Raw genomic sequence first — 21,386 nt, 5'->3', positions numbered from 1 at the left:
GGATCCAGAACGATGTGGCTGGATTGTCAATAGCCATTAACTGCGCATCAAACGATATCTGCGCACTACCTGATGCCGTCCGCTCATCAAGCCAGACGCATCATGCGAAGCAAGTAGCACCCGGGAACCGATGCTGCGCGCACCGCAGCCGATGCGCGCAGCATGGACGGTCAGCCGCCGTAGACGTCGAACGCGAAGTACTTCTTCTCGAGCTTCTTGTACGTGCCGTCCTTGATCATGTCGGCGATCGCGTGGTCGATCTTCGCCTTCAGGTCGGCGTCGTCCTTGCGCAGCCCGATGCCGGCGCCGTTGCCGAGCGTCTTCGGATCGTCGATGTCCTTGCCGGCGAATTCGAAGTTCGCGCCGCGCGGCGTCTTCAGGAAGCCGATGTCGGCCTGCACCGCGTCCTGCAGCGCCGCGTCGAGGCGGCCGGACATCAGGTCCTGGTACACGCCGTCCTGGTTCTGGTACGGCACGACCCGCACGCCCTTCGGCGCCCAGTAGGCCTTCGCGTAGGTTTCCTGGATGGTGCCCTGCTCGACGCCGACCGACTTGCCCTTCAGCGATTCGGCCGTCGGCTGCAGGTTCGCGCCCTTCTTCGCGACGAGGCGCGTCGGCGTGTTGAACAGCTTGTCGGAGAACGCGATCTGCTCGGCGCGCGGCGGCGTCATCGACATCGACGACAGCACGCCGTCGAACTTCTTCGCCTTCAGGGCCGGGATCATCCCGTCGAAGTCGTTCTCGATCCACACGCACTTCGCCTTCAGGCGCGCACAGATCTCGTTGCCGAGATCGACATCGAAGCCGACGACCTTTCCGCTTGCATCCTTCGATTCGAACGGCGGATAGCTGGCGTCGACGCCGAACCGGATCGTCGACCAATCCTTGGCATGGGCACCGACCGCGATGCAGGCAAGGGCAATACTGAGCGCGAGTTTCTTCATGGCGTTCCTGTGAGAGGCAAGCTGGGCTCGGGCTCCCGCCGGGCGGCCCGTACCGGCGTTGCCGGCACGGCGACTCGCCGCCGTGAACCCTTCCAACCCGGGCGCCCTCGTATCCGGCGACGCCCCAAGTTGTACATACAACTTTGCCTTTTCCAGGGGTTCGCCAGCAATCCGTGTTTATCTCTAGTTGCCGGCAGATTGTTTCACGGATGGAATTTTTCCTTGTTTTTCAATTAATTACGCATTACACCAAGCTAAACAACGGCTTTCTTCGCACGGCTGCGCGCGCCCGGCAGCGGGCTGTCACCTGTCTATACCTGCCGAGGCACCGCCGGGCCGCCCGTCCGCCGCGCCGACCGTTTCCAGCCCGACCAGCCGGTAGCCGAACTGCAGCTCCGTCAGCAGATGCCGCGGCCGCGCCGGCACCGGTTCGAGTTTCTGGCGCAGGTTCGTCATGTACACGCGCACGTAGTGCGCGCGATCCGCGTCGTGAATGCCCCAGACCTCGGCCAGCAGTTGCCGCGCGGCGACCACGCCGCCGCTTGCGCGGATCAGCGCGGCGAGCAGCCGGAATTCGAGGCGCGTCAGGTGCAGCGGTTCGCCGGCCCGCGCGACCTCGTGCCTGCCGAGATCGACCGTCACGTCGCCGAATCGCACGATCGACGACGATTGCCCGTCGGCCGACACGAACGCCGCGCGCCGCAACTGCGCACGTGCGCGCGCCAGCAGCTCGGGCACGCCGAACGGCTTGGCCAGATAGTCGTCCGCGCCGGCATCGAGCGCCGCGACCTTCTCCACCTCCTGCCGGCGCGCCGACAGCACGATCACGGGCACCGTCGACCAGCCGCGCAACTCGCGGATGAATGCCTTGCCGTCGTCGTCCGGCAGCCCCAGATCGACGATCACGAGATCGGGCTTGCTGCTCGACGCATACATCCGCGCCTCGCGGGCCGTCGACGCCTCGCACACGTCGAGCCCCTCCTGTTCCAGCGCCATCCGCACGAAACGGCGAATGTCCGATTCGTCCTCGACGATGAGTACGCGCGATCTGATCATGCTCGGCTCTCGTGTTCGATGTCGGGCGGCGCGCCCAATGGCAGGCGAATCTCGAACCGCGCGCCGTGCGGGTCGAGCGGCACCGCGCGGATCGAGCCGCCGTGCGCGTTGACGATGCTGCGGCACAGCGCGAGCCCGAGCCCCACGCCGCTGATCGACGATTCCTTGCGCTCGCGCTCGAACGGCTCGAACAGCGGCTCGGTGTTGCGCGCGATGAAACCGGGGCCGTCGTCCTCGACGAACACGTACAGCGTTTCGCCGAACACGCGTGCCCGTACCGCCACGGCGGCATCCGCGCCCGCGTATTTGGCGGCGTTGTCGAGCAGGTTCATCAACACGCGCTCGATCAGCAGTGCGTCGACGTCGATCAGCGGCAGGTCGGCCGGCAAGTCGGCGCTCACGGCGCGACCGGCCAGCACGCCGGCCGAATGCGCGAGCGCGCTGCCGACGATCTCGTCGAGCATGTGCCACTCGCGATTGAGCCGCACCCCTTCGCTCTGCATGCGTGCGAGGTCGAGCAGGTTCACGACGAGCCCGTGCAGCGCCTCGGCCTGGTTGCGGATACCGTGCGCGAGCGCGGCCGGTTGCCCGTGCGCGAGACGCTCGGGCAGCTCCAGCGTCTCGGCGAGCCCGCGGATCGCGGTGAGCGGCGTCTTCAGGTCGTGCGACACGGCGGCCAGCAGCGCGTTGCGCAACCGCTCGCCTTCGATCCGGACCAGCGTGTGCTGCGCAACGCCGACGTAGTGCACGCGCTCGAGCGCCATCGCGATCGACGAGCACAGCGCGTCGATCAGGCGGCGATCGTCGGGATCGGTCGGCACCGGCTGTGCGTCGCCGAACAGCACGAGCACGCCGCGCACGCGCATCGGCGCTTTCAGCGGCAAGTACTGCGCGGCCGCACGTTCGAACGGCGGCATCCCGGATCCGGCGCCGCGTGCGTGCTCGTAGACCCAGCGTGCGATCGGCGCTTCGACGAACGCCGCGTGTTGTGCCGGCATCAACCGGTCGTCCGCATCGGGCAGCACGAGCGCGACACGCACGCCGAGCAGCGGCGCGATCGTGCCGGTGCAGATCGATGCGATCTGCTCGGTCTCGATCGCCGCCGACAGGTCGTGCGCGACGCGCGCGAGCGCCGCCGAGCGCTTCTCGTTCGCACGCGCGGCGCGGGCCTCCGCGCGCAAGCGCGCCGCGAGCTGGCCGATCGCGAGCGCAACGGCGAGCATCAGCGCGAACGTGAACACGTACTGCGTATCGGACACCGCGAACGACAGCCTCGGCTCGACGAAGAAAAAGTCGAAGCAGCCGACGCAGACGAACGCGGCCCACGCGCCGGCCAGCCGGCCGAGCCGCAGCGCAATCAGCACAACGGTCATCAGGAACAGCATCACGACGTTCGACAGGTCGAACACGCGCAGCAGCGCGCTCGCCGCGAGCGTCGCCAGCGCGCAGACGAGCGTGGCCAGCAGCAGCGGCACCGCATATTGCGACACCCACACGTGCGTGCGCGGATGCGCTTCGCGCACAGCCAGTGCGGGCCGCCTGTCCGGCCCGGCGCCCGCGATGCGGTCGGCCACCGCCGCGCACGCGCGCAGCACGCGGCGCCAGCGGTCGCGGCGCGCACCGGTTCCCGGCGGCACCCTCGTCCGTCGAAGCGCTTCGTTCACGTTCACTTTCACATCCATGATCGCTTCCGATAATTGAAACGCCGAACGGCCCCGCGCACACCGCGAAGGCGTGAGCGGGGCCGCGACGGCGCGTTCGGTCAGATAAACGGCGTCAACAGCATGTCGATCAGCTTGATGCCGATGAACGGTGCGACGATCCCGCCCACCCCGTAGATCAGCAGGTTGCGCCCCAGCAATTTCCCGGCCGGCTCCGCGCGATACTTCACGCCCTTCAGCGCGAGCGGAATCAGCGCGACGATGATCAGTGCATTGAAGATCACCGCCGACAGGATCGCCGACGTCGGGCTGTGCAGCCCCATCACGTTCAGCGCGCCGAGCGCCGGATAGGTCGCGACGAACGCGGCCGGGATGATCGCGAAATACTTCGCGAGATCGTTGGCGACGCTGAAGGTGGTCAGCGCACCGCGCGTCATGATCATCTGCTTGCCGACCTCGACCACCTGCATCAGCTTCGTCGGGTTGCTGTCGAGATCGACCATGTTGGCCGCCTCTTTCGCCGCCTGCGTGCCGCTGTGCATCGCGACCGCCACGTCGGCCTGCGCGAGCGCCGGCGCGTCGTTGGTGCCGTCGCCCGTCATCGCAACGAGATGGCCATTCGCCTGGTGCTCGCGAATCAGCCGCAGCTTGTCTTCGGGCGTCGCTTCGGCAAGGTAGTCGTCGACGCCGGCTTCCGCCGCGATCGCGGCCGCGGTGAGCCGGTTGTCGCCGGTGATCATCACCGTCTTCACGCCGACCTTGCGCAGCTCGGCGAAGCGCGCGCCGATCCCGTGCTTGACGATGTCCTTCAGCTCGATCGTGCCGAGCACGCGGGCGCCGTCGGCGACGACGAGCGGCGTGCCGCCGCGCCGCGCGATGTCGTCGACGGCCGTCTCGACCGCGCGCGGAAACGCGCCGCCGAGCGCATCGACGTGCGCGCGGATCGCGGACGCCGCGCCCTTGCGCACCTGACGTTCGCCGATATCGAGGCCGCTCATCCGCGTGCGCGCGCTGAACGGCACCGTGATGCTGCCGTCGATCGCGGCCACGTCCAGCGAGAAGCGCTGCTTCGCGAGCGCGACGATCGAGCGCCCCTCGGGCGTTTCGTCGGCCAGCGACGACAGTTGTGCGGCCTCGGCCAGCGCGCGCTCGTCCACGCCGGGCGCCGGCCGGAACTGCACGGCCTCGCGGTTGCCGAGCGTGATCGTGCCGGTCTTGTCGAGCAGCAGCACGTCGACGTCGCCGGCCGCCTCGATCGCGCGGCCCGACGTCGCGAGCACGTTCGCGCGCATCATGCGGCTCATCCCCGCGATGCCGATCGCCGACAGCAGCGCGCCGATCGTCGTCGGGATCAGGCACACGAGCAACGCGATCAGCACGGTCAGGCTCACGGCCGAGCCCGACGCGTTCAGCAGCACGCTGAATTGCGAGAACGGCAGCAGCGTCACGCACACGAGCAGGAAGATGATCGTCAGTGCGACGAGCAGGATCGTCAGCGCGACCTCGTTCGGCGTCTTGCCGCGCTTCGCACCTTCGACCATCGCGATCATGCGGTCGAGGAACGCTTCGCCCGGTTGCGCGGTGATCCTCACGACGATCCAGTCGGACAGCACGCGCGTGCCGCCCGTCACCGACGAAAAATCGCCGCCCGATTCGCGGATCACCGGCGCGGATTCACCGGTGATCGCCGATTCGTCGACCGATGCGACGCCGTCGATCACTTCGCCGTCGGCGGGAATCGTGTCGCCGGCCTCGACCAGCACGACGCTGCCGGCGGCGAGCTCGTCGCTCGGCACGCGATGGCTCGTGCTGCCGTACCGCTTCGGCTCGTCGAGCACCTTCGCATACACGCGCTTGCGCGCCGCGCGCAGCGCGTCGGCCTGCGCCTTGCCGCGACCTTCGGCCAGCGCCTCGGCCGCGTTCGCGAACAGCACGGTGAACCACAGCCAGCACGCGACCGCGAAGATGAAGCCGGCCGGCGCGTCGGCGGTGCCGGTCAGCGCCTGCAGCCACAGCACGGTCGTGACGATGCTGCCGAGATAGACGACGAACATCACCGGGTTTTTCAACTGCACGCGCGGTGCGAGCTTGCGGAACGCGTCGCGCAGCACGGCCGTCCAGCGCATCGGCGGCAAGCCGCCGACCGGCATCGCCGCCGGGTTGATCGGGGTTTCAATATGGGACATGAGTGACTCCGTGGTTGCTGCTATTGCTTCGCGCCGGCCGCGTGGCCGAACGCGCGGTCGAGCGCGAGATTCAGTGCCAGCACGCGCACGCGCGGTTCGCCTAGCACGCCGAGCTGGCGCGGCGCGGCGATACGGTCGACCAGCGCCGCGACCTGCGCGGCATCGACGCCGCGCGCTTGCGCGACGCGCGCCGCCTGCAGCCGCGCGTTCGCGACCGAGATCTCGGGATCGAGCCCCGACGCCGACGCGGTGACGGCATCGGCCGGCACCGGCGTGCCGTCGGCGAGCGCGTTCTCCTGCCGGTACGCCCGTACGCGCTGCCCGATATCCGCGAGCAGCTTCCTGCTGGTCGCGCCCTGGTTGCTGGCGCCGCTGCCGGCCGCGTTGTACGGCTGGTCGACCGTCTTCGACGGATCGGCCGGATCGGTACCGACCGTCGCGCTCGGCCGCGAATGAAAGTAGCCGGCGCGCGTGAAGTGCTGCCCGATCACCGCCGAGCCGATCGTCGTGTCGTTGCGCTGTACGAGGCTGCCGCGCGCCTGCGACGGGAACAGCACGTTCGCGACGCCCGTGGTGAGCAGCGGATACACGAGGCCCGTGACGAGCATGAACAGCACCGACGACGCGATCACCGGCCGCACGAGGCCGCGCGTCGCGGCGCCGAACGAAGAACCGGGGGCCGGCGCAGCGGCGGCCGCTGCCGGTCGATTGGGTTGAATCATGATGTTTTCCTCAGAACAGTTGGCCGCCGGACATCAGCAGGTGCTCGACGACCGGGCCGAGCGCAAGCGCGGGCAGGAACGTAAGACCGCCGACCACCAGGATCACGAAGACCAGCAGGCCGGCGAACAGGCCCGTCGACGTCGACAGCGTGCCGGCGCTTTCCGGCACGCGCTGCTTCGCGGCGAGGCTGCCCGCGACCGCGAGCATCGGCAGCAGCGTCAGGTAGCGGCCGATCAGCATCGCGAAGCCGATCGTCGTGTTGAAGAACGGCGTGTTCGCGTTCAGGCCCGCGAACGCGGACCCGTTGTTCGCCGTGCCCGACGTGTACGCGTACAGCACTTCGCTGAAGCCGTGCGGACCGAGGTTCGCGAGGCTGTCCAGCGTCGAATGCAGCGTCGCGGCCAGTGCGGTGAAGCCGAGGATGCTGAACGGATGTGCGAGCACCGCGAGCATCACGAGCTTCATCTCGCGCGCCTCGATCTTCTTGCCGAGGAACTCCGGCGTGCGCCCGATCATCATCCCGACGAGGAACACCGTGAGGATCGCGAACGTGAACAGGTTGATCAGCCCGACGCCGTCGCCGCCGAACACGTTGTTCAGCATCATCTGCGCGATCGGCACGAGCCCGCCGAGCGGCGTCAGCGAGTCGTGCATCGCATCGACCGACCCGGTCGTCGCGGCCGTCGTGACGGTCGCGAACAGGCTCGTCTGCGCGATGCCGAAGCGCATCTCCTTGCCTTCCATGTTGCCGCCCGGCTGCGCGGCGCTCATCTGCTGGTCGACGCCGAGCGCGGTCAGCAGCGGATTGCCGTGCTGCTCGACCGAGTAAATCACTGCGAGGAAGCCGACGAACATCACCACGAACGCGCCGAGAATCACCCAGCCCTGGCGGCGCCGGCCGATCATCGTGCCGAGCGTATAGGTCAGCGCGGACGGGATCAGCAGCATCGACAGCATGTGCAGCGTGTTGGTGAGCGGCGTCGGGTTTTCGAACGGATGCGCGGCGTTCATGCTGAAAAAGCCGCCTCCGTTCGTGCCGATATGCTTGATCGATTCGAGGCTCGCGACGGGCCCCATCACGATCTGCTGACGCGCGCCTTCGAGCGTGGTCGCCCACGCGTCGGATGCGAGCGTCTGCGGCATGCCCTGCCACACGTACACGAGCGCCATCGCGAAGCTGAGCGGCAGCAGCACGCGATAGGTGACGCGCGTGAAGTCGACCCAGTAATTGCCGATGTCGGCCGCGCTCTTGCGGCTCAGCCCGCGGATGAAGCCGCCCGCGGCCGCGACGCCGGTGGCCGCGCTGACCACCATCAGGAACGTGATGACGGCCATCTGCGAGAAGTTCGACAGGCTGCTCTCGCCCGCATACGCCTGCCAGTTCGTGTTCGTGATGAACGATGCGGCCGTATTGAACGCGAGGTCGGGGCTTTGCGCGGCGCGCTGCAGCGCATCGAACGGCAGCGTGTCCTGGATGCGCAGCAGCAGGTAGCCGAGCAGCATCATCCCGGCATTGCTGAGCAGCAGCACCATTCCGTAGCGCTGCCACGACATCGCTTCGTCGGGATTCACGCCGAGCAGCGCATAGGTGCGGCGTTCAACCCACGCGTGGCGCGGGCTCGTGAACGCATGCGCGAGCCATGTCCCGACGACGGGCACCAGCGCCAGCATGATCGCGAGAACGATCGCGAATTGAATGAGATTATTGAACATGTCGACGCTCGCTCAGATCCGGTCGAGGCCGGTGATGAAACCGGCCGTCAATGCAAAGAACGCGAGCGTGAACAAAATAAAAATCAGATCGCTCATGACATTCACCGATATTTTCGAATTCCTGTTGAATCGCGCCGATCAATACCGCTCGGGCTTGATCAATGCATGAAAGAGATAGATAAAGAGCGCGAGCGACAACGCGCCGGTGATCCACAACATGGCTTTCCCCTTTTTTCGTATGCGCGGCAACGCCGCGCGATCGTCGGCGTATCGGGCCCTGCCGTGCCGGCGCAGGCCCATGTGACGCCCCCATGCTCATCTGTCGAATGGGATGCGACAGTGTAGAAATCCGCGTATCAAAGCGGTGTTCAATTTCTTTACGCGGAATAAAAAAGCTGTAAAGACGAAAGCCGGTGGCGATGGGGTTTTTATACGTTCTTTTCAGGGCCAATACGAGTCTATACACCATATCGTCACCGCGATTTCTAGAATGGGCGACATGTCCAAGACGAGATCTCCGCGGTGCGGAGCACGATGCGACCCGGGGTGCCAGCATGAAACCGACCAGAACCGAAACCGCCGCTTCACGCGATCTGCCGCCCGTTCGTGCGCGGCGCCGGTACCCCGCCGACGAACTCGTGCTGCTGTCGATCCGCGTCGAATCGGACAACCTCGCCGTCGTGCGGCGCCTGCTGCACCAGGCGGTCGGCGCCGCGCTCAATTTCTACACGGCCGCGATCGACAACCGCACCGGGCGCGCGTGCATCGAGCTCGAAGTTGCACGGTCGCAGGCGTCGCCGGCGATCCTGTCGATTCTCCGCCTGTTCCCGGCCGCCGAATTCGGCACGATCCGCCTGCTGCAGCACTAGCCGGCCTCCATTGCGGCCGCGCGTGACTCGTGTCACGCGCCTGCTCCCCTTTCATCGATTCGAACGCGCGTCTCCGGTGCGAACGCGCGCGGTTCGTCACGAGCCGCGCCGGTTCGCCGCCAGCACACGCAACGGATCGTCGTTCCCGTCGCTACGGGCCTTTCCAGGAAGCACACAATGAAAAAAGCAGTCGCCGGTACCCTCTCCCTCGCGTTCCTCAGCGCCGCCGCGCATGCGCAAAGCAGCGTCACGCTCTACGGGATGCTCGATGCGGGTATCGCCTATACCAACAACCAGTCGGGTAAAAGCGCGTGGCAGCAAGGCAGCGGCCTGCTGTCGAATACGGTCTTCGGCCTGAGCGGCAACGAGGATCTCGGCGGCGGCCTGCATGCGCTGTTCCGCCTCGAAAACGGCTTCAACCTGAACAACGGCACGCAGTCCTACAAAAACACGATGTTCGGCCGCCGTGCGTACGTCGGCCTGCAGAGCGACCGGTACGGCGCACTGACGCTCGGCCGCCAGTACGACGCCGTGGTCGACTACCTCGGCCCGCTCGCGATGGCGAACAACGGCGACGGCAACAACCTCGCATCGCATCCGTTCGACAACGACAACATCGACGATTCGTTCTACATCGACAACGCGGTGAAATACACGAGCCCGACGCTCGCCGGCTGGCAGTTTGGCGGCCTGTACGGGTTCAGCAACGCGGCTGGCGGCTTCGCGAACAACCGCGCGTACAGCGCGGGCGTGTCGTATGCGAACGGGCCGGTCAGCCTCGGCGCCGCGTACCTGCAGCTCGATCGCGGCGGGCTGACGGCCGGCGGCGCGCTGTCGACGAACGACGGCGCGAACTTCCCGGCCGTGCGCCAGCGCGTGATGGGCGTCGGCGGCAGCTATGCGTTCGAACGGCTGACGGTCGGCGCGTTGTGGACACATTCGATGTTCGACGACACGGCCGCATCGTCGCTGCCCGGCGCGCTGCATGCGCTGCGCTTCGACAACTACGAGGTCAACGCGCGCTATGCGCTGACGCCGGCGGTCTCGTTCGCGGGCGCCTATACGTTCACCGACGGCCGCTACGACGACGCAACCGGCAGCCACCGGCCGAAATGGCATCAGGTGACGCTGATGGCCGACTACGCGCTGAGCAAGCGCACCGACGTGTATGCGGAAACCGTCTACCAGCACCAGTTCGGCGTGCCGTCGGGCGCGACGCTCGGGTTCGCGAACGTCACGGGGCTCGCGGCTTCGTCGAGCAACACGCAGGTGGTCGCGACGGTCGGCATCCGGCATCGGTTCTGACCGCGCGCCGGCCGTCGAAGGCCGGCCGCCCTGTGCAATCCCGCATGGACGCGCGTCGGCCGAAAAGGGATCATTCGGGGAATCCGGGCCCGCGCGCCCGCGAAACCGGTACACTCGGCGCCGGGCGCGCGCCGGATCGGCATTCGGCGGCGGGCCGCTGCCGACTCTCGAATCGTGATCCCATGACCACACCGATCTATCAGGAAATCAAGGACTTCATCCTCGCGCGCATTCATGCCGGCGAATGGGCGGAAGGCGACCAGGTGCCATCGGAGAACGAGCTCGCGCGCGAATTCAACGTCGCGCGAATGACCGTCAACCGCGCGCTGCGCGAGCTGACGGCCGAGCAGGTGCTCACGCGCACGCGCGGCTCGGGCACGTATGTCGCATCGCCGAAATACGAATCGACGCTCGTCGCGATCCGCAGCATCTCGGACGAAGTCGCCGCGCGCGGCCACGGCTATCGCGCGCAGGTGCTGCAAGTCGGCGCGGCCGTCGCCGATGCGAAGCTCGCCGACGAGCTGCGGCTCGACACGGGCAGCCCGATCTTCCATTCGCGCGTGCTGCACTTCGAGAACGACACGCCCGTGCAGCTCGAGGAACGCTGGGTCAATCCGGCCTGCGCGCCCGAATATGCGTTGCAGGACTTCACGACGACGACGCCGAACCAGTACCTGACGCGCGTCGCGCCGCTGCAGCGCGTCGAATACCGGATCGAGGCCGCGATGCCCGACGCCGAAACGCGCCGCCACCTGACGATGGACGACCGCGAGCCGTGCCTGCTGCTGCATCGGCGCACGTGGTCGCAGGGGATCGTCGCGTCGGTGGCCAACCTGTGGCACCCGGGCAGCCGTTACCGGTTCACCGGGCATTTCTGATGCCGATGTGCGGGCTCACCGCGCGGCGGTTCGCCCCCATCGCTCGATCGCACTGACCGCCAGCCTCAAACCATCCTCCTGCGCGATGCGCGCGCCGAGTTCCGCCGCACGCGCCTTCGTGTCGCCGCGCTCGGCGAACGCGATCGCGCGCGCAAGCGCGGCAGCGTCCACGCGCCGCCCCGCGACCGGCGCATCCGCCACGCCGAGCCGCCGCAACCGGTTCGCCCAGAAGAACTGATCGCCCGCGAACGGCACGGCGACCGACGCAATGCCGGCCCGTGCGGCCGAATGGGTAGTGCCCGAGCCGCCGTGATGGACCGCCATCGACACGCGCGGGAACAGCCAGTCGTGCGGCGTATCGCCGATCACGCACACGTGCGCCGGCAGCATCGACGCGTCGATGCCGCTCCAGCCCGGATAGAACAACGCGCGCCGTCCGGCCAGCGCATGCGCCAGCGCGTCGGCCATCGCGGCGCGGTCGAAGCCGGCCATGCTGCCGAAACCGATGTACACGGGCGGATCGCCCGCTTCGAGGAAGGCCGAGAGTTCACGCGGCGGCGCCCATGCACGCGCATCGATCCGCCACTGGCCGCAGGCAAGCACCTGCGACGGCCAGTCGGCCGGGCCGGACAGCAGCGCCGGCGACACGCCGTACAGCATCGGATGATCGGTCCACACCCGCTTGCGCGGCGGCAACCCGCAGCACACGCTTGCGCGCGCCGCGTTCGTCGCCGTCCTGAACGCCTGCCACAGCAGCGCATTCACGAACCGGTGGCTCGCGCGATTCAGCCAGCGCGGCAACTTCCCCGGCGGCAGGAACGGCGACGCGAATTCGGCGGTGGGCGTGATCGGGATCATGCCTGTGCCGATCGCCGGCACGCGGCGATACTCGGCAACCGACAAGCCGACGAACGACGCAAGCCCCGACACGAGGATCGCGTCGCAACCGGCCGACGCGGCCGCGATTTCGCGCATCCACGCGGCCGTGTTCGCATTCGCGATCGCCGCGAGCGCCTTCGACGTGTCGTTGAAACCGCCGCGCCCGCGCACCGCATCGGCCAATGCGCCGTCCGGCGCAATCGCACGGCGGATATCGCCGGACAACGGCGCCGACGGCACGCCGAGCGCACCGGCCGAACCGAGCGTCGCCGCGTCGGCCAGCAACCGGACCTCGTGGCCGGCATCCATCAGCGCGCGGCCGAGCGCCGCGAGCGGGCGCGTGTCGCCTTCGGTGCCGTAGGTGGCGATGACGAGCTTCATGCGTGACTCCTCGTGCACGACGGAAACGGGTGGATTCATAAAAATGCACGTCGTATACTAATGCAACTCGTGCACTTTCAGTCAATCCCCGCCATGCCGATTCCGACCGACGATCCGGGCCGCCGCGCGCGCAAGCGCATCCAGATGCTCGCGCATCTCGCCGCCACCGGCGCGCGCCTGTTCGACACGCACGGCTACGAAGCCGTCACGATGGAGCAGATCGCCGCGCAGGCCGATGTCGCGAAGCGCACGCTGTACAACCACTTTCCGACGAAGGAAGCCGTGCTCGCGCACTGGCTCGAAGGGGAACTCGCGCGCGATCTCGCGCATCTGCAGCGCGACGTCGCACGGCGCAAGACCTTCGCGTCGCGCGTCGGCTGCGTGCTCGATGCGTCGGCCGCGTGGTGTGAACAGCATCCGGTGTATCTGCTCGCGTATTTGCGGCACCGCTTCCTGAGCATCGGCGCGGTCGAACCGGAAAGCGGCGGGGAGGACGGCAGCGATATCGCGCTAGTGTGGCAACAACTGATCGCCGCGGGGCAGCAATCCGGCGAACTGAACGGAACGCTGCGGGCCGACCAGCTCGCGACGTGGTTCCATCACCTGTATCTCGCAGCGATGCTGCGCTGGCTGACCGTGCCGGGGCTGTCGCTGAAACGGGAGTTTCAGGCGATCGCGAAACTGTTTGTCGAAGGCGCGGAAGCGAAAGGCTGAGCGACGCTGGTGGTCGCCGCGCCGCTTCCGGCGAGTGCGGCACATTGAGCGCGTCGCGCGCCACACACACATTTTTACGACAAACGCACGCGCCGCAAGCCAAATTCCCCGCGCAGCAGTATGCTGATGTCGTACGGCTGCGCACTGTGCATCGGGCAATCCCTTATTCGCCCGTCGTCGCGCCGCCGTCGCGACCGCAATCCTGCATTGCATGGAGGGATTCGTGATGGCCAGCACGCATCAGCACTTCCACCTCGAACTACGGCACGCCACCGCGCCGACCTATTTCATCAGCTACCTGTTTCCCGCCTTGCTGCTCGTATACGAACTATTGCGCGTCGGCCAGTGGATCCACGATCACGGGATGCAATTCGCCGCGTTCAAGCAGATGGGTTACGAGTATCTGCTGATGCTGCTGTTCGTCGGGCTGCAGATCGTCGTCGAGGCGATCTTCCTGCTCGGCGCCGCGATGCGCAAGGATAATCGCGATTTCGAGCACCGGCTGCCGAACGTGATTCTCGGTATCGGCTGCTCGATCGCGCTGCTCGCGATCGATCTCGCGATTCAGCTCGCGTTCTGACGGCCGGCGGGCGCCCGCCCGCCGGTTGCATGGGCACTCAAGCGAGCGCGTCGCGCAGGAACGTCGCCACGGCGGCCAGTACGTCGTCCGCTCGCTCGCGGTGCGGCATGTGTCCGCATTGGCCGAGCAGCAGGAACGACGACGGCCCCGCGACGCGCGCGGCGATCCGCTTCGGATGCACGTCGGATCCGTATTCGTCGTCTTCGCCGTGAATCGCGAGCGTTGCGCATTGCACGCGCGGCAAGTCGTCGTCGAGATTCCAGTCGCGAAATGCCGGCGACAGCCACGTATCGACCCACGCGCGCAGCACCCATTCGGCCTTGTCGCCGTGATAGCGCGCGAGCCGGTCGAGCTGGCCCGGCTCGTCGAACTGCAGCCCCGCGTCGCGAATGCCGGCCAGCGTGCGATCCTCGACGAACGCCTGTGCGGCGATCGTCACGAGCGCACGGCAACGCGCCGGATGCGCGGCAGCACAGCCGATCGCCATCCCGCCGCCGACGCTGTGCCCGAACGCGACGAACCCATCGACGCCGAGCTGTTCGAGCAGTGCAGCGAACGCGTGGTCGGCCTCGTCGCGCACGAACGTCGTGCCGAGCTTTCCCGGATGCCGATCCGAACGGCCGAAGCCGAGGCGATCGTATGCGATCACGTCGCGTTGCGTGGCGCGTGCGAGTTGCGCGGGAAAGTCGCGCCACAGGTCGACGCAGCCGAGCGAATCGTGCAGCAGCACGATCGGTGCGGGCGGCGTGGCCGCCGCCTCCTGGGCCGGACGACCGCGCCAGCGCTTCGCAAAGAGGCGCCCTTGCGGCGTCTCGACGGTTGTCTCCTCGGTCACGATATCGGTCATGTGTCTGTCGTCTGCGTGAGAGCGGCCGCGCCTCGGAAAACCGCACCTCGGCGGCCGCACGGAATCCCGCCATGTTGGCCCGCGCCCGCGCGCAGCGTCAAGCAAGCCCCTGCCGCCCGCGCGCTCATTCGGGCTGCGGCGGCAGATACTCCATCTGCGCTTCGTCGTACAGCCGGTAGATCAGCGCCTGCATCGCGCGGATGTCCTCCGATTCGTCGAGCATCCGCATGCTCATGATGATCGGCGACACGAGGTTCGGATCGTCGAGCGGCTTGTAGCTGATGTCGTCGCGCTTCAGCCCGTACACGCTGTGCGGCACGACCGACACGCCCTCGCCCATCGCGACGAGGCCGAGCGCGATCTGCAGTTCGCGCGTCTCGTAGATCTTGCGCGGTTGCAGCGCGCGATCGTGAAAGGCCGCGAGCACCTGGTCCGCATAGCTCGGGCGCGGCGCCTTCGGAAAGATGATCAGCGTGTCGTTCACGAGATCGTGCAGCGACAGCACGGACTTCGCGCTGTCGAGCACGTGGCCGACCGGCAGCGCGACGATCATCCGCTCCTCGCGCAGCACGACGCGCCGCACGCTCGGATCCTCGTGGCGGATGCGCCCGAACCCGACGTCGATGCGCCCTTCCTTCAGCGCCTTGATCTGGTCCATCGTCGACATCTCGTGCAGGCTCAGCTCGACGGCCGGATACTCGCTGCGAAAGCGCCGGATGATCTTCGGCAGCATCCCGTACAGCGTCGAGCCGACGAAGCCGACCGACATGCTGCGCTCGATCTTGCCGACCCGCTTCGTCATCGATTCGAGTTCGGTCGTCTGCGCGAGCAACTGCACCGCGTGCGAATAGAAGAAGCGCCCCGCGTCGGTCAGCTTCAGCGGCCGCGCGTTGCGCTCGAACAGCGGCACGCCGAGCGCCTCCTCGAGCTGCTGGATCTGCCGGCTCAGCGGCGGCTGCGCGATATGCAGCCGTTCCGCCGCCCGCGTGAAATTCCGCTCCTCGGCAACCGCGACGAAGTAGCGGAGGTGTCTCAACTCCATGTTCGATGCCTCCCTGACAGCGCTCCGACGTCAAACCCCGGCCGGATGATGTCGTCACGATACCGCAGGCGGCGCGAACCGCCACATGAGCGGCCCCGCGCCGCCCAAAGCAAAACGGGAAGCCCGCGAGCTTCCCGTTGCTTCATCGACGCCGCATCGCGGCGGCGTCACGACCGCCCGTCACACCTCGGTCGCGTAGAGCGCGTCGCGCTGCGCGTTGCTCAGCGAGTCGAGCGGCACGTCCGGCAGCCGATAGCAGATCATCGCGCCGTACAGCTCGGCGAGGCAATTGCTGCCGGCGTCGAGCGCGTAGCCGTCCTCGCCGTCCGGAGCCGGCGGGTACACGGTGCGCCACGCGTTGATCGCGGCTTCGATTCGCACGATGGAAACGGGTTCGGCCTTCCGCTCGGCGGGTGATGCGCTCATGGATTCCTCTGGATTGCGCGCTCCGCGGGCCGTACCGGCCCGGATGGAGCGATGAAAACGCCGGGTGCCGCCGGCCGCCGCGCGCCGCGCGCGCCGGATGCCGATCCGCGCCGCGCCTGTCGCGCCGGCCGGGCCGTGGCCCGGTAGGGTCGGGCAATATAACCGGCTTTGACCCCGTGCAGGCGAAAGCCGGGCAAAAAAAACGGGAAGCGCGAGGCCTCCCGTTTCATTGCACGTCGCACGGCCGTTTGCCGCGCCCGCGTCAGCCCGCGGTTTCGCGATTCGTCACCGGCTGCGGCTGCGCGCCGCGGCTCGCGGCGATCCACGGCGCGATCTCCATGTCTTCGTAGCGCACGAAACGGCTCTTGTTCAGGAACCGGAAGCCGAGCCACACGACGAGGAACAGCGGAATGCCGACATAGGTCGCGACCACGCCGGCCCAGTCGATCCGGTTCGCGAGGAATGCCTGATAGTCCTGCCCGAGCGCGATCACGAGGCACAGCACGAACGCGAACAGCGGGCCGAACGGGAACCACTTCGACTGGTACGGCAACTGGTCGAGCGCGTAGCCCTGTTTCACGTAGCCCTTGCGGAACCGGTAGTGGCTGACCGCGATGCCGAGCCACGCGATGAAGCCCGTCATCCCCGACGTGTTCAGCAGCCACAGGTACACGGTCTTGTCGCCGTACAGCGACGTGAAGAAGCACAGCGCGCCGACGGCGGTGGTCGCGTACAGCGCATTGCGCGGCACGCCGCCCGGCGACAGTTTCGCGAACACCTTCGGCGCGCGGCCTTCGGTGGCGAGGTTGTAGAGCATCCGCGTCGACGCGTACATGCCCGAGTTGCCGGCCGACAGCACGGCCGTCAGGATCACCGCGTTCATCACGCCGGCCGCGAACGCGAGGCCTGCGTGGCGGAACACGAGCGTGAACGGGCTCACGCCGATGTCGGTCACGTCCGTCTTCAGCAGGTTCGGGTCGGTATAGGGAACCAGCACGCCGATCACGAAGATCGCGAACACGTAGAACAGCAGGATCCGCCAGAACACCTGGCGCACCGCGCGCGGGATCGTCGTGCGCGGGTTTTCCGATTCGCCGGCCGCGACGCCGATCAGCTCGGTGCCCTGGAACGAGAAGCCCGCGATCATCGCGACGCCCATCAACGCCGGCAGGCCGCCCGCGAACGGCGCGTCGCCGATCGTCAGGTTGCCCCAGCCGTTGCCCGGCGCGCCCTTCAGAATGCCGAAGATCATCAGCAGGCCGACGCCGATGAACGCGACCACGGTGACGACCTTGATCAGCGCGAACCAGTATTCGGCTTCGCCGAAACCGCGCACGGTCAGCGCGTTGAGCAGGAACATCACGCCGAGGAACGCCGCGCTCCACCACACGCCCGGCACGTCCGGAAACCAGTAGTGCATCACGAGCTGCGCGGCGACGAGTTCCACCGCGATCGTCACGGCCCAGTTGTACCAGTAGTTCCAGCCGAGCGCGAAGCCGAAGCCTTCGTCCACGTATTTCGCGCCGTAGGTCGCGAACGAACCCGACACGGGCATGAACGCGGCCATTTCGCCGAGGCTCGTCATCAGGAAGTAGACCATCAGGCCGATCAGCATGTACGCGACCATCGCGCCGCCGGGGCCGGCCTGCGAGATCGACGCGCCGGACGCGACGAACAGGCCCGTGCCGATCGAGCCGCCGATGGCGATCATCGTCAGGTGGCGCGCCTTCAGCGCGCGATGAAGCGTGGGTGGGTTCGCGGACGAACCGGGTGGGTCGGATTTCGGAATTGCGGACATAAAACGAGACGAACGTTGAGCGGGCCGGCATCGGTCGCCGGCGCATGCGGAATCGGAGCGCGGTGCGCGTCCTGCGACGCATTCGATGCGGCCCCGATACGCGTTGCGCGGCGGGCGCCTGCGGCGAAGCGCGGATTCTACCTGATTCGCCACCGGGGCAGCTCAGGTGCGCACGCCCGCCGCCGCGGCGGAGATTTCGCAGAATCAAGGAGTTGGCTGCGCCGGACCCGGCCGTGGCCGCCTGCCGGCGCAAAAACCACGAACGCCGGATGGTTATCCGGTCTTCCGATCCGGGTAGTGCGCGGGCTGCCTTGTCGCCATCCGCCAAATACCGCACCGATACGTAAAATCGACCGGTTATCGCGGCATTATTCAGACAAAACGATCTACACTGAGAATTGATTCAAATCAAATCGCCCGTGTAGCAAGCGGTAATGATGCGTAACCGTTTCGAATCGCCGCTTGCGCATGCATGTTTTGCATGTCCACGCGAATTTTCCGGAATTCGCGAGATAATGCGGCTCAATTCGAAATAATCAGCGCGCGGAATCGCAAGCAACGCGAATATCCGCCGCCCATCCACCCCCGAGGATGAAGTCATTCACGCTGCCCGCCGCGCTGCGCCGCCACACCGCGTCAATCGTGGCACGCATTCTGTCGCCCCGCGGCGTGCTCGTTGCGGGCATCGTGCTGCTGATGTTCAGTTGGGGGCTTTCCACGTCCCTTCTAATCGAGACGCGACGCGACGCGTATGACCATGCGGTCGAAAATGCGCGCAACCTGATGTTGCTGATTGAACGCGATATCGCGCGCAATATCGAGCTCTACGATTTGTCGCTGCAAAACGTCGTCGACGGCGTCACCGATCCGGAACTGATGACATTGCCGCCGCGCCAGCGCCACCGGCTGCTGTTCGACCGCGCGGCAACCGGCGAGTATCTCGGGTCGATCTTCGTGATGGACGCGCACGGCAACATCGTGATCGATTCGAGCGTGTCGCCCGCGCGGCAAGGCAATTTCGCCGACCGCGACTATTTCTCCGTGCACCGCGACGGGCTCGCGCAGGGCCTCTACATCAGCCGGCCGTATGCGGCCCGGCTGCGCGGCGGCGCACTGACGATCGCGCTCAGCCGCCGGATCACCCGGCTCGACGGCACGTTCGGCGGCATCGTCGTCGGCACGCTCAGCATCGACTATTTCCGCGCGCTGCTCGATGGCCTCGCGGTCGGCAAGCACGGCAGCGCGGCGATCGTCGAGGACAACGGCACGCTCGTGTCGCGCCTGCCGTACGACGCACGCGTGGTCGGCCTCGACCTGCACGACTCGCCGCTGTTCATCGAGTCGCAGCGCGCCCGCGACGGCGCGCTGACCGGTACCGGCGCGATCGACGGCGTCCGGCGCATCTATGTTTACAAGCATCTCGCCGGCCTGCCGCTGATCGTCGACGTCGCACCCGCCGAGATCGACATCTACACGTCGTGGCACCACCGCGCGGTCTGGACCGTCGTGCTGATGTGCCTGTTTACCGGGTTCATCGCGTGGGGGTCGCTGGCGCTGTCGCGCGAACTGAAGCGCCGGCAGGTCGCCGAATCGAAGCTGTACCGGCTCGCGCACACCGATGCGCTGACCGGCGTCGACAATCGCGGCACGTTCGACGCGGTGCTCGCGAAGGAAGCGCAGCGTGCGTCGCGCAGCGGCCGCCCGCTGTCCGTGCTGTTCGTCGACGTCGATCACTTCAAGGCGTTCAACGACTACTACGGCCACCTGGCCGGCGACGACGTGCTGCGCCGCGTCGCGCAATCCGCGTTGCGTTGCCTGCGCCGCGACGGCGACCACGTCGCGCGCTACGGCGGCGAGGAATTCGTCGTCACGCTGCCCGACACCGACGCGCAAGGCGCGTCGACCGTCGCCGAAGGCATCCGGCACGCGATCGCGGAGCTCGGCATCGAACACGTGAAAAGCCCGTACGGGCGCGTCACGGCCAGCATCGGCGCGGCGACCGCCGCCGACGGCCGCGTGAACGCCGCGACGCTGCTGCGGCGCGCCGACGAGGCGCTGTACCGCGCGAAGTCCGGCGGCCGCAACCGCGTGTCGGACGCGCAGCCGGGCGTGGCCGACGCATCGCGTAACGTGGCGTGACGTGAGGACCCGCGGCCGCCGGCCACGCCAAAAGGCCGCGCCGTGGACAGCCCGCGCGCGTTCGGCTAGCGTTACGTCTGCTGCGCATGCGGCGCGGCGCCGGCCCGCGCAGGCCGCCGTGCGCGTTCCGGCCACCCCTGCTCCGTCATGACCACCCCGCTCCCTACCCGGCTGCCGCCCCTGCTGCGCAACGCGCTCCGACCGCTGCTCGACCCGTACCGCCGCTACCGGCACGCGAAGCTGATCCATGCGGCGCGCGTCGCGCTCGCGATCCTCGCGTCGATCGCCCTGTCCACCGGCCTGCGCGTGCCGCACGGCGAGTGGTCGACGATCACCGTGCTGATCGTTGTCGGCGGGCTGCAGCACCACGGCAACATCCGCAAGAAGGCGGCCGAACGCGCGCTCGGCACGTCGATCGGCGCGCTCGCGGGGCTCGGGCTGATCCTCCTCTACTCGTTCCTGAACGCGCCGCTCGCGATCTACCTGCTGATGGCGATCGCATGCGGGGTCTGCGCGTATCACGCGATCGGCAAGGCCGGCTACATCGCGCTGCTGTCGGCGATCACGATGGTGATCGTCGCCGGGCACGGCGACAACGAGATCGCCGACGGCCTCTGGCGCGCGGTGAACGTGCTGGTCGGCATCGCGATCGCGCTGGCGTTCTCGTTTGCGCTGCCGCTCTATGCAACCTATTCGTGGCGCTACAAGCTCGCCGACGCGCTGCGCGCGTGCGCGGCCGTGCATGCGCGCCTCGCCGGCGACCGCCACGTGAGCGACGACGTGCACCTGAAGGAAATGGCCGCGCTGAGCGCGCTGCTCGTGCAGTTGCGCTCGCTGATGCCGTCGGTGTCGAAGGAATGCGAGACGTCGATGACGCAGCTCGAGGCGATCCAGCGCAGCCTGCGCCTGTGCATCGGCTATCTGGAGATCCTGTCGAGCGCGGTACCGGCCCGCGACGACGTGGCGGCCCGCGAATACATGCGGGTCGGGATGAAGGGCCTGAACCGGCGCATCCGCGACACGCTGCTCGGCGCGAGCCGCGCGCTCAAGTTCGGCACGCCGAGCCGGCTCGCGCCGCGCCGCCGGCCGGCCGACCCGCCGCACGACGCACCGCCGCCGCAGTTGTCCGGCTACGTGTCGATCACGGCCAAGCTGGCCGGCGAAGTCGATCAGTTACGCGAGAAGCTGCTCGATACCGCGCAGTCGTGGAATATCTGACGTTCGCGGGAACCGGGCTTCGCGCGG

Annotated in this window: 19 protein-coding genes; 8 read left to right on the top strand and 11 right to left on the bottom strand. The window is 67.6% G+C overall.

The genetic code is table 11. From position 1 onward, the window contains the following. Nucleotides 1–170 precede the first annotated feature (170 nt). From BFF94_RS00970 to kdpA, 6 genes are all read right to left on the bottom strand, one after another. Nucleotides 171–944, bottom strand: coding sequence for an ABC transporter substrate-binding protein (locus tag BFF94_RS00970; protein ID WP_128842365.1), 774 nt, complete (start codon nt 942–944; stop codon nt 171–173). 303 nt (nt 945–1,247) lie between these two features. Continuing rightward, a complete protein-coding gene (locus BFF94_RS00965) occupies nt 1,248–2,000 on the bottom strand; it encodes a response regulator (RefSeq protein ID WP_128842364.1) in 753 nt (250 codons plus the stop codon). Then, nucleotides 1,997–3,682: a DUF4118 domain-containing protein gene (locus BFF94_RS00960; RefSeq protein WP_219138855.1), complete on the bottom strand. Its 1,686-nt coding sequence runs from the start codon at nt 3,680–3,682 to the stop codon at nt 1,997–1,999. Before BFF94_RS00960 ends, BFF94_RS00965 begins: the two co-directional genes overlap by 4 nt. Before the next feature lie 80 nt (nt 3,683–3,762). Beyond that, nucleotides 3,763–5,811: a potassium-transporting ATPase subunit KdpB gene (gene kdpB / locus BFF94_RS00955; protein WP_164497722.1), complete on the bottom strand. Its 2,049-nt coding sequence runs from the start codon at nt 5,809–5,811 to the stop codon at nt 3,763–3,765. Between the two features lie 56 nt (nt 5,812–5,867). Further along, nucleotides 5,868–6,569, bottom strand: coding sequence for a potassium-transporting ATPase subunit KdpC (gene kdpC, locus BFF94_RS00950; protein WP_219138854.1), 702 nt, complete (start codon nt 6,567–6,569; stop codon nt 5,868–5,870). A 10-nt stretch (nt 6,570–6,579) separates the two neighbouring features. Then, nucleotides 6,580–8,283, bottom strand: a complete 1,704-nt coding sequence (gene kdpA / locus BFF94_RS00945) for a potassium-transporting ATPase subunit KdpA (RefSeq protein ID WP_128842362.1) — start codon at nt 8,281–8,283, stop codon at nt 6,580–6,582. Between kdpA and BFF94_RS38540 the strand changes: the two genes are divergently transcribed. The 4 genes from BFF94_RS38540 (at nt 8,263) to hutC (ending at nt 11,335) form a co-directional block, all read left to right on the top strand. Then, on the top strand, nt 8,263–8,628 hold the full coding sequence (locus BFF94_RS38540) for a hypothetical protein (RefSeq protein WP_246637199.1): 366 nt from the start codon (nt 8,263–8,265) through the stop codon (nt 8,626–8,628). The genes kdpA and BFF94_RS38540 overlap by 21 nt on opposite strands. Before the next feature lie 209 nt (nt 8,629–8,837). Further along, complete coding sequence (locus BFF94_RS00935; RefSeq protein ID WP_128842361.1) at nt 8,838–9,152, top strand: hypothetical protein; 315 nt, start codon at nt 8,838–8,840, stop codon at nt 9,150–9,152. Nucleotides 9,153–9,329: 177 nt separating this feature from the next. Beyond that, nucleotides 9,330–10,457 (top strand): porin, encoded by a 1,128-nt coding sequence (locus BFF94_RS00930; RefSeq protein WP_219138853.1) that lies wholly within the window; start codon nt 9,330–9,332, stop codon nt 10,455–10,457. Nucleotides 10,458–10,639: 182 nt separating this feature from the next. Beyond that, complete coding sequence (hutC, locus tag BFF94_RS00925) at nt 10,640–11,335, top strand: histidine utilization transcriptional repressor HutC (RefSeq protein ID WP_128842360.1); 696 nt, start codon at nt 10,640–10,642, stop codon at nt 11,333–11,335. Nucleotides 11,336–11,350: 15 nt separating this feature from the next. On the opposite strand, the gene BFF94_RS00920 is transcribed toward hutC, so the two are convergent. Then, nucleotides 11,351–12,595: a glycosyltransferase gene (locus BFF94_RS00920; RefSeq protein WP_219138852.1), complete on the bottom strand. Its 1,245-nt coding sequence runs from the start codon at nt 12,593–12,595 to the stop codon at nt 11,351–11,353. Between the two features lie 93 nt (nt 12,596–12,688). Here BFF94_RS00920 and BFF94_RS00915 point away from each other — a divergent pair, with 93 nt between their 5' ends. Together BFF94_RS00915 and BFF94_RS00910 are read left to right on the top strand one after the other, a co-directional pair. Further along, complete coding sequence (locus tag BFF94_RS00915; RefSeq protein WP_128842359.1) at nt 12,689–13,309, top strand: TetR/AcrR family transcriptional regulator; 621 nt, start codon at nt 12,689–12,691, stop codon at nt 13,307–13,309. 226 nt (nt 13,310–13,535) lie between these two features. Further along, complete coding sequence (locus BFF94_RS00910) at nt 13,536–13,889, top strand: hypothetical protein (protein WP_128842358.1); 354 nt, start codon at nt 13,536–13,538, stop codon at nt 13,887–13,889. Nucleotides 13,890–13,926: 37 nt separating this feature from the next. On the opposite strand, the gene BFF94_RS00905 is transcribed toward BFF94_RS00910, so the two are convergent. The 4 genes from BFF94_RS00905 to BFF94_RS00890 form a co-directional block, all read right to left on the bottom strand. Continuing rightward, nucleotides 13,927–14,736, bottom strand: a complete 810-nt coding sequence (locus BFF94_RS00905) for an alpha/beta fold hydrolase (RefSeq protein WP_128842357.1) — start codon at nt 14,734–14,736, stop codon at nt 13,927–13,929. A gap of 124 nt (nt 14,737–14,860) precedes the next feature. Further along, on the bottom strand, nt 14,861–15,778 hold the full coding sequence (locus BFF94_RS00900) for a LysR family transcriptional regulator (protein ID WP_128842356.1): 918 nt from the start codon (nt 15,776–15,778) through the stop codon (nt 14,861–14,863). Between the two features lie 180 nt (nt 15,779–15,958). Next, entirely contained in the window at nt 15,959–16,204 is a 246-nt protein-coding gene (locus BFF94_RS00895; RefSeq protein WP_128842355.1) for a DUF3717 domain-containing protein, read from the bottom strand. A 262-nt stretch (nt 16,205–16,466) separates the two neighbouring features. After that, nucleotides 16,467–18,002, bottom strand: a complete 1,536-nt coding sequence (locus BFF94_RS00890; protein WP_219138850.1) for an amino acid permease — start codon at nt 18,000–18,002, stop codon at nt 16,467–16,469. Between the two features lie 591 nt (nt 18,003–18,593). Here BFF94_RS00890 and BFF94_RS00885 point away from each other — a divergent pair. After that, nucleotides 18,594–20,141: a sensor domain-containing diguanylate cyclase gene (locus BFF94_RS00885; protein WP_219138849.1), complete on the top strand. Its 1,548-nt coding sequence runs from the start codon at nt 18,594–18,596 to the stop codon at nt 20,139–20,141. Nucleotides 20,142–20,288: 147 nt separating this feature from the next. Beyond that, nucleotides 20,289–21,359, top strand: coding sequence for an FUSC family protein (locus tag BFF94_RS00880; protein ID WP_219138847.1), 1,071 nt, complete (start codon nt 20,289–20,291; stop codon nt 21,357–21,359). Nucleotides 21,360–21,386: the final 27 nt, after the last annotated feature.

Source organism: Burkholderia catarinensis, assembly GCF_001883705.2.
Taxonomy (GTDB): Bacteria; Pseudomonadota; Gammaproteobacteria; order Burkholderiales; family Burkholderiaceae; genus Burkholderia; species Burkholderia catarinensis.
This window is presented reverse-complemented; position numbering and strand designations above follow the sequence as displayed.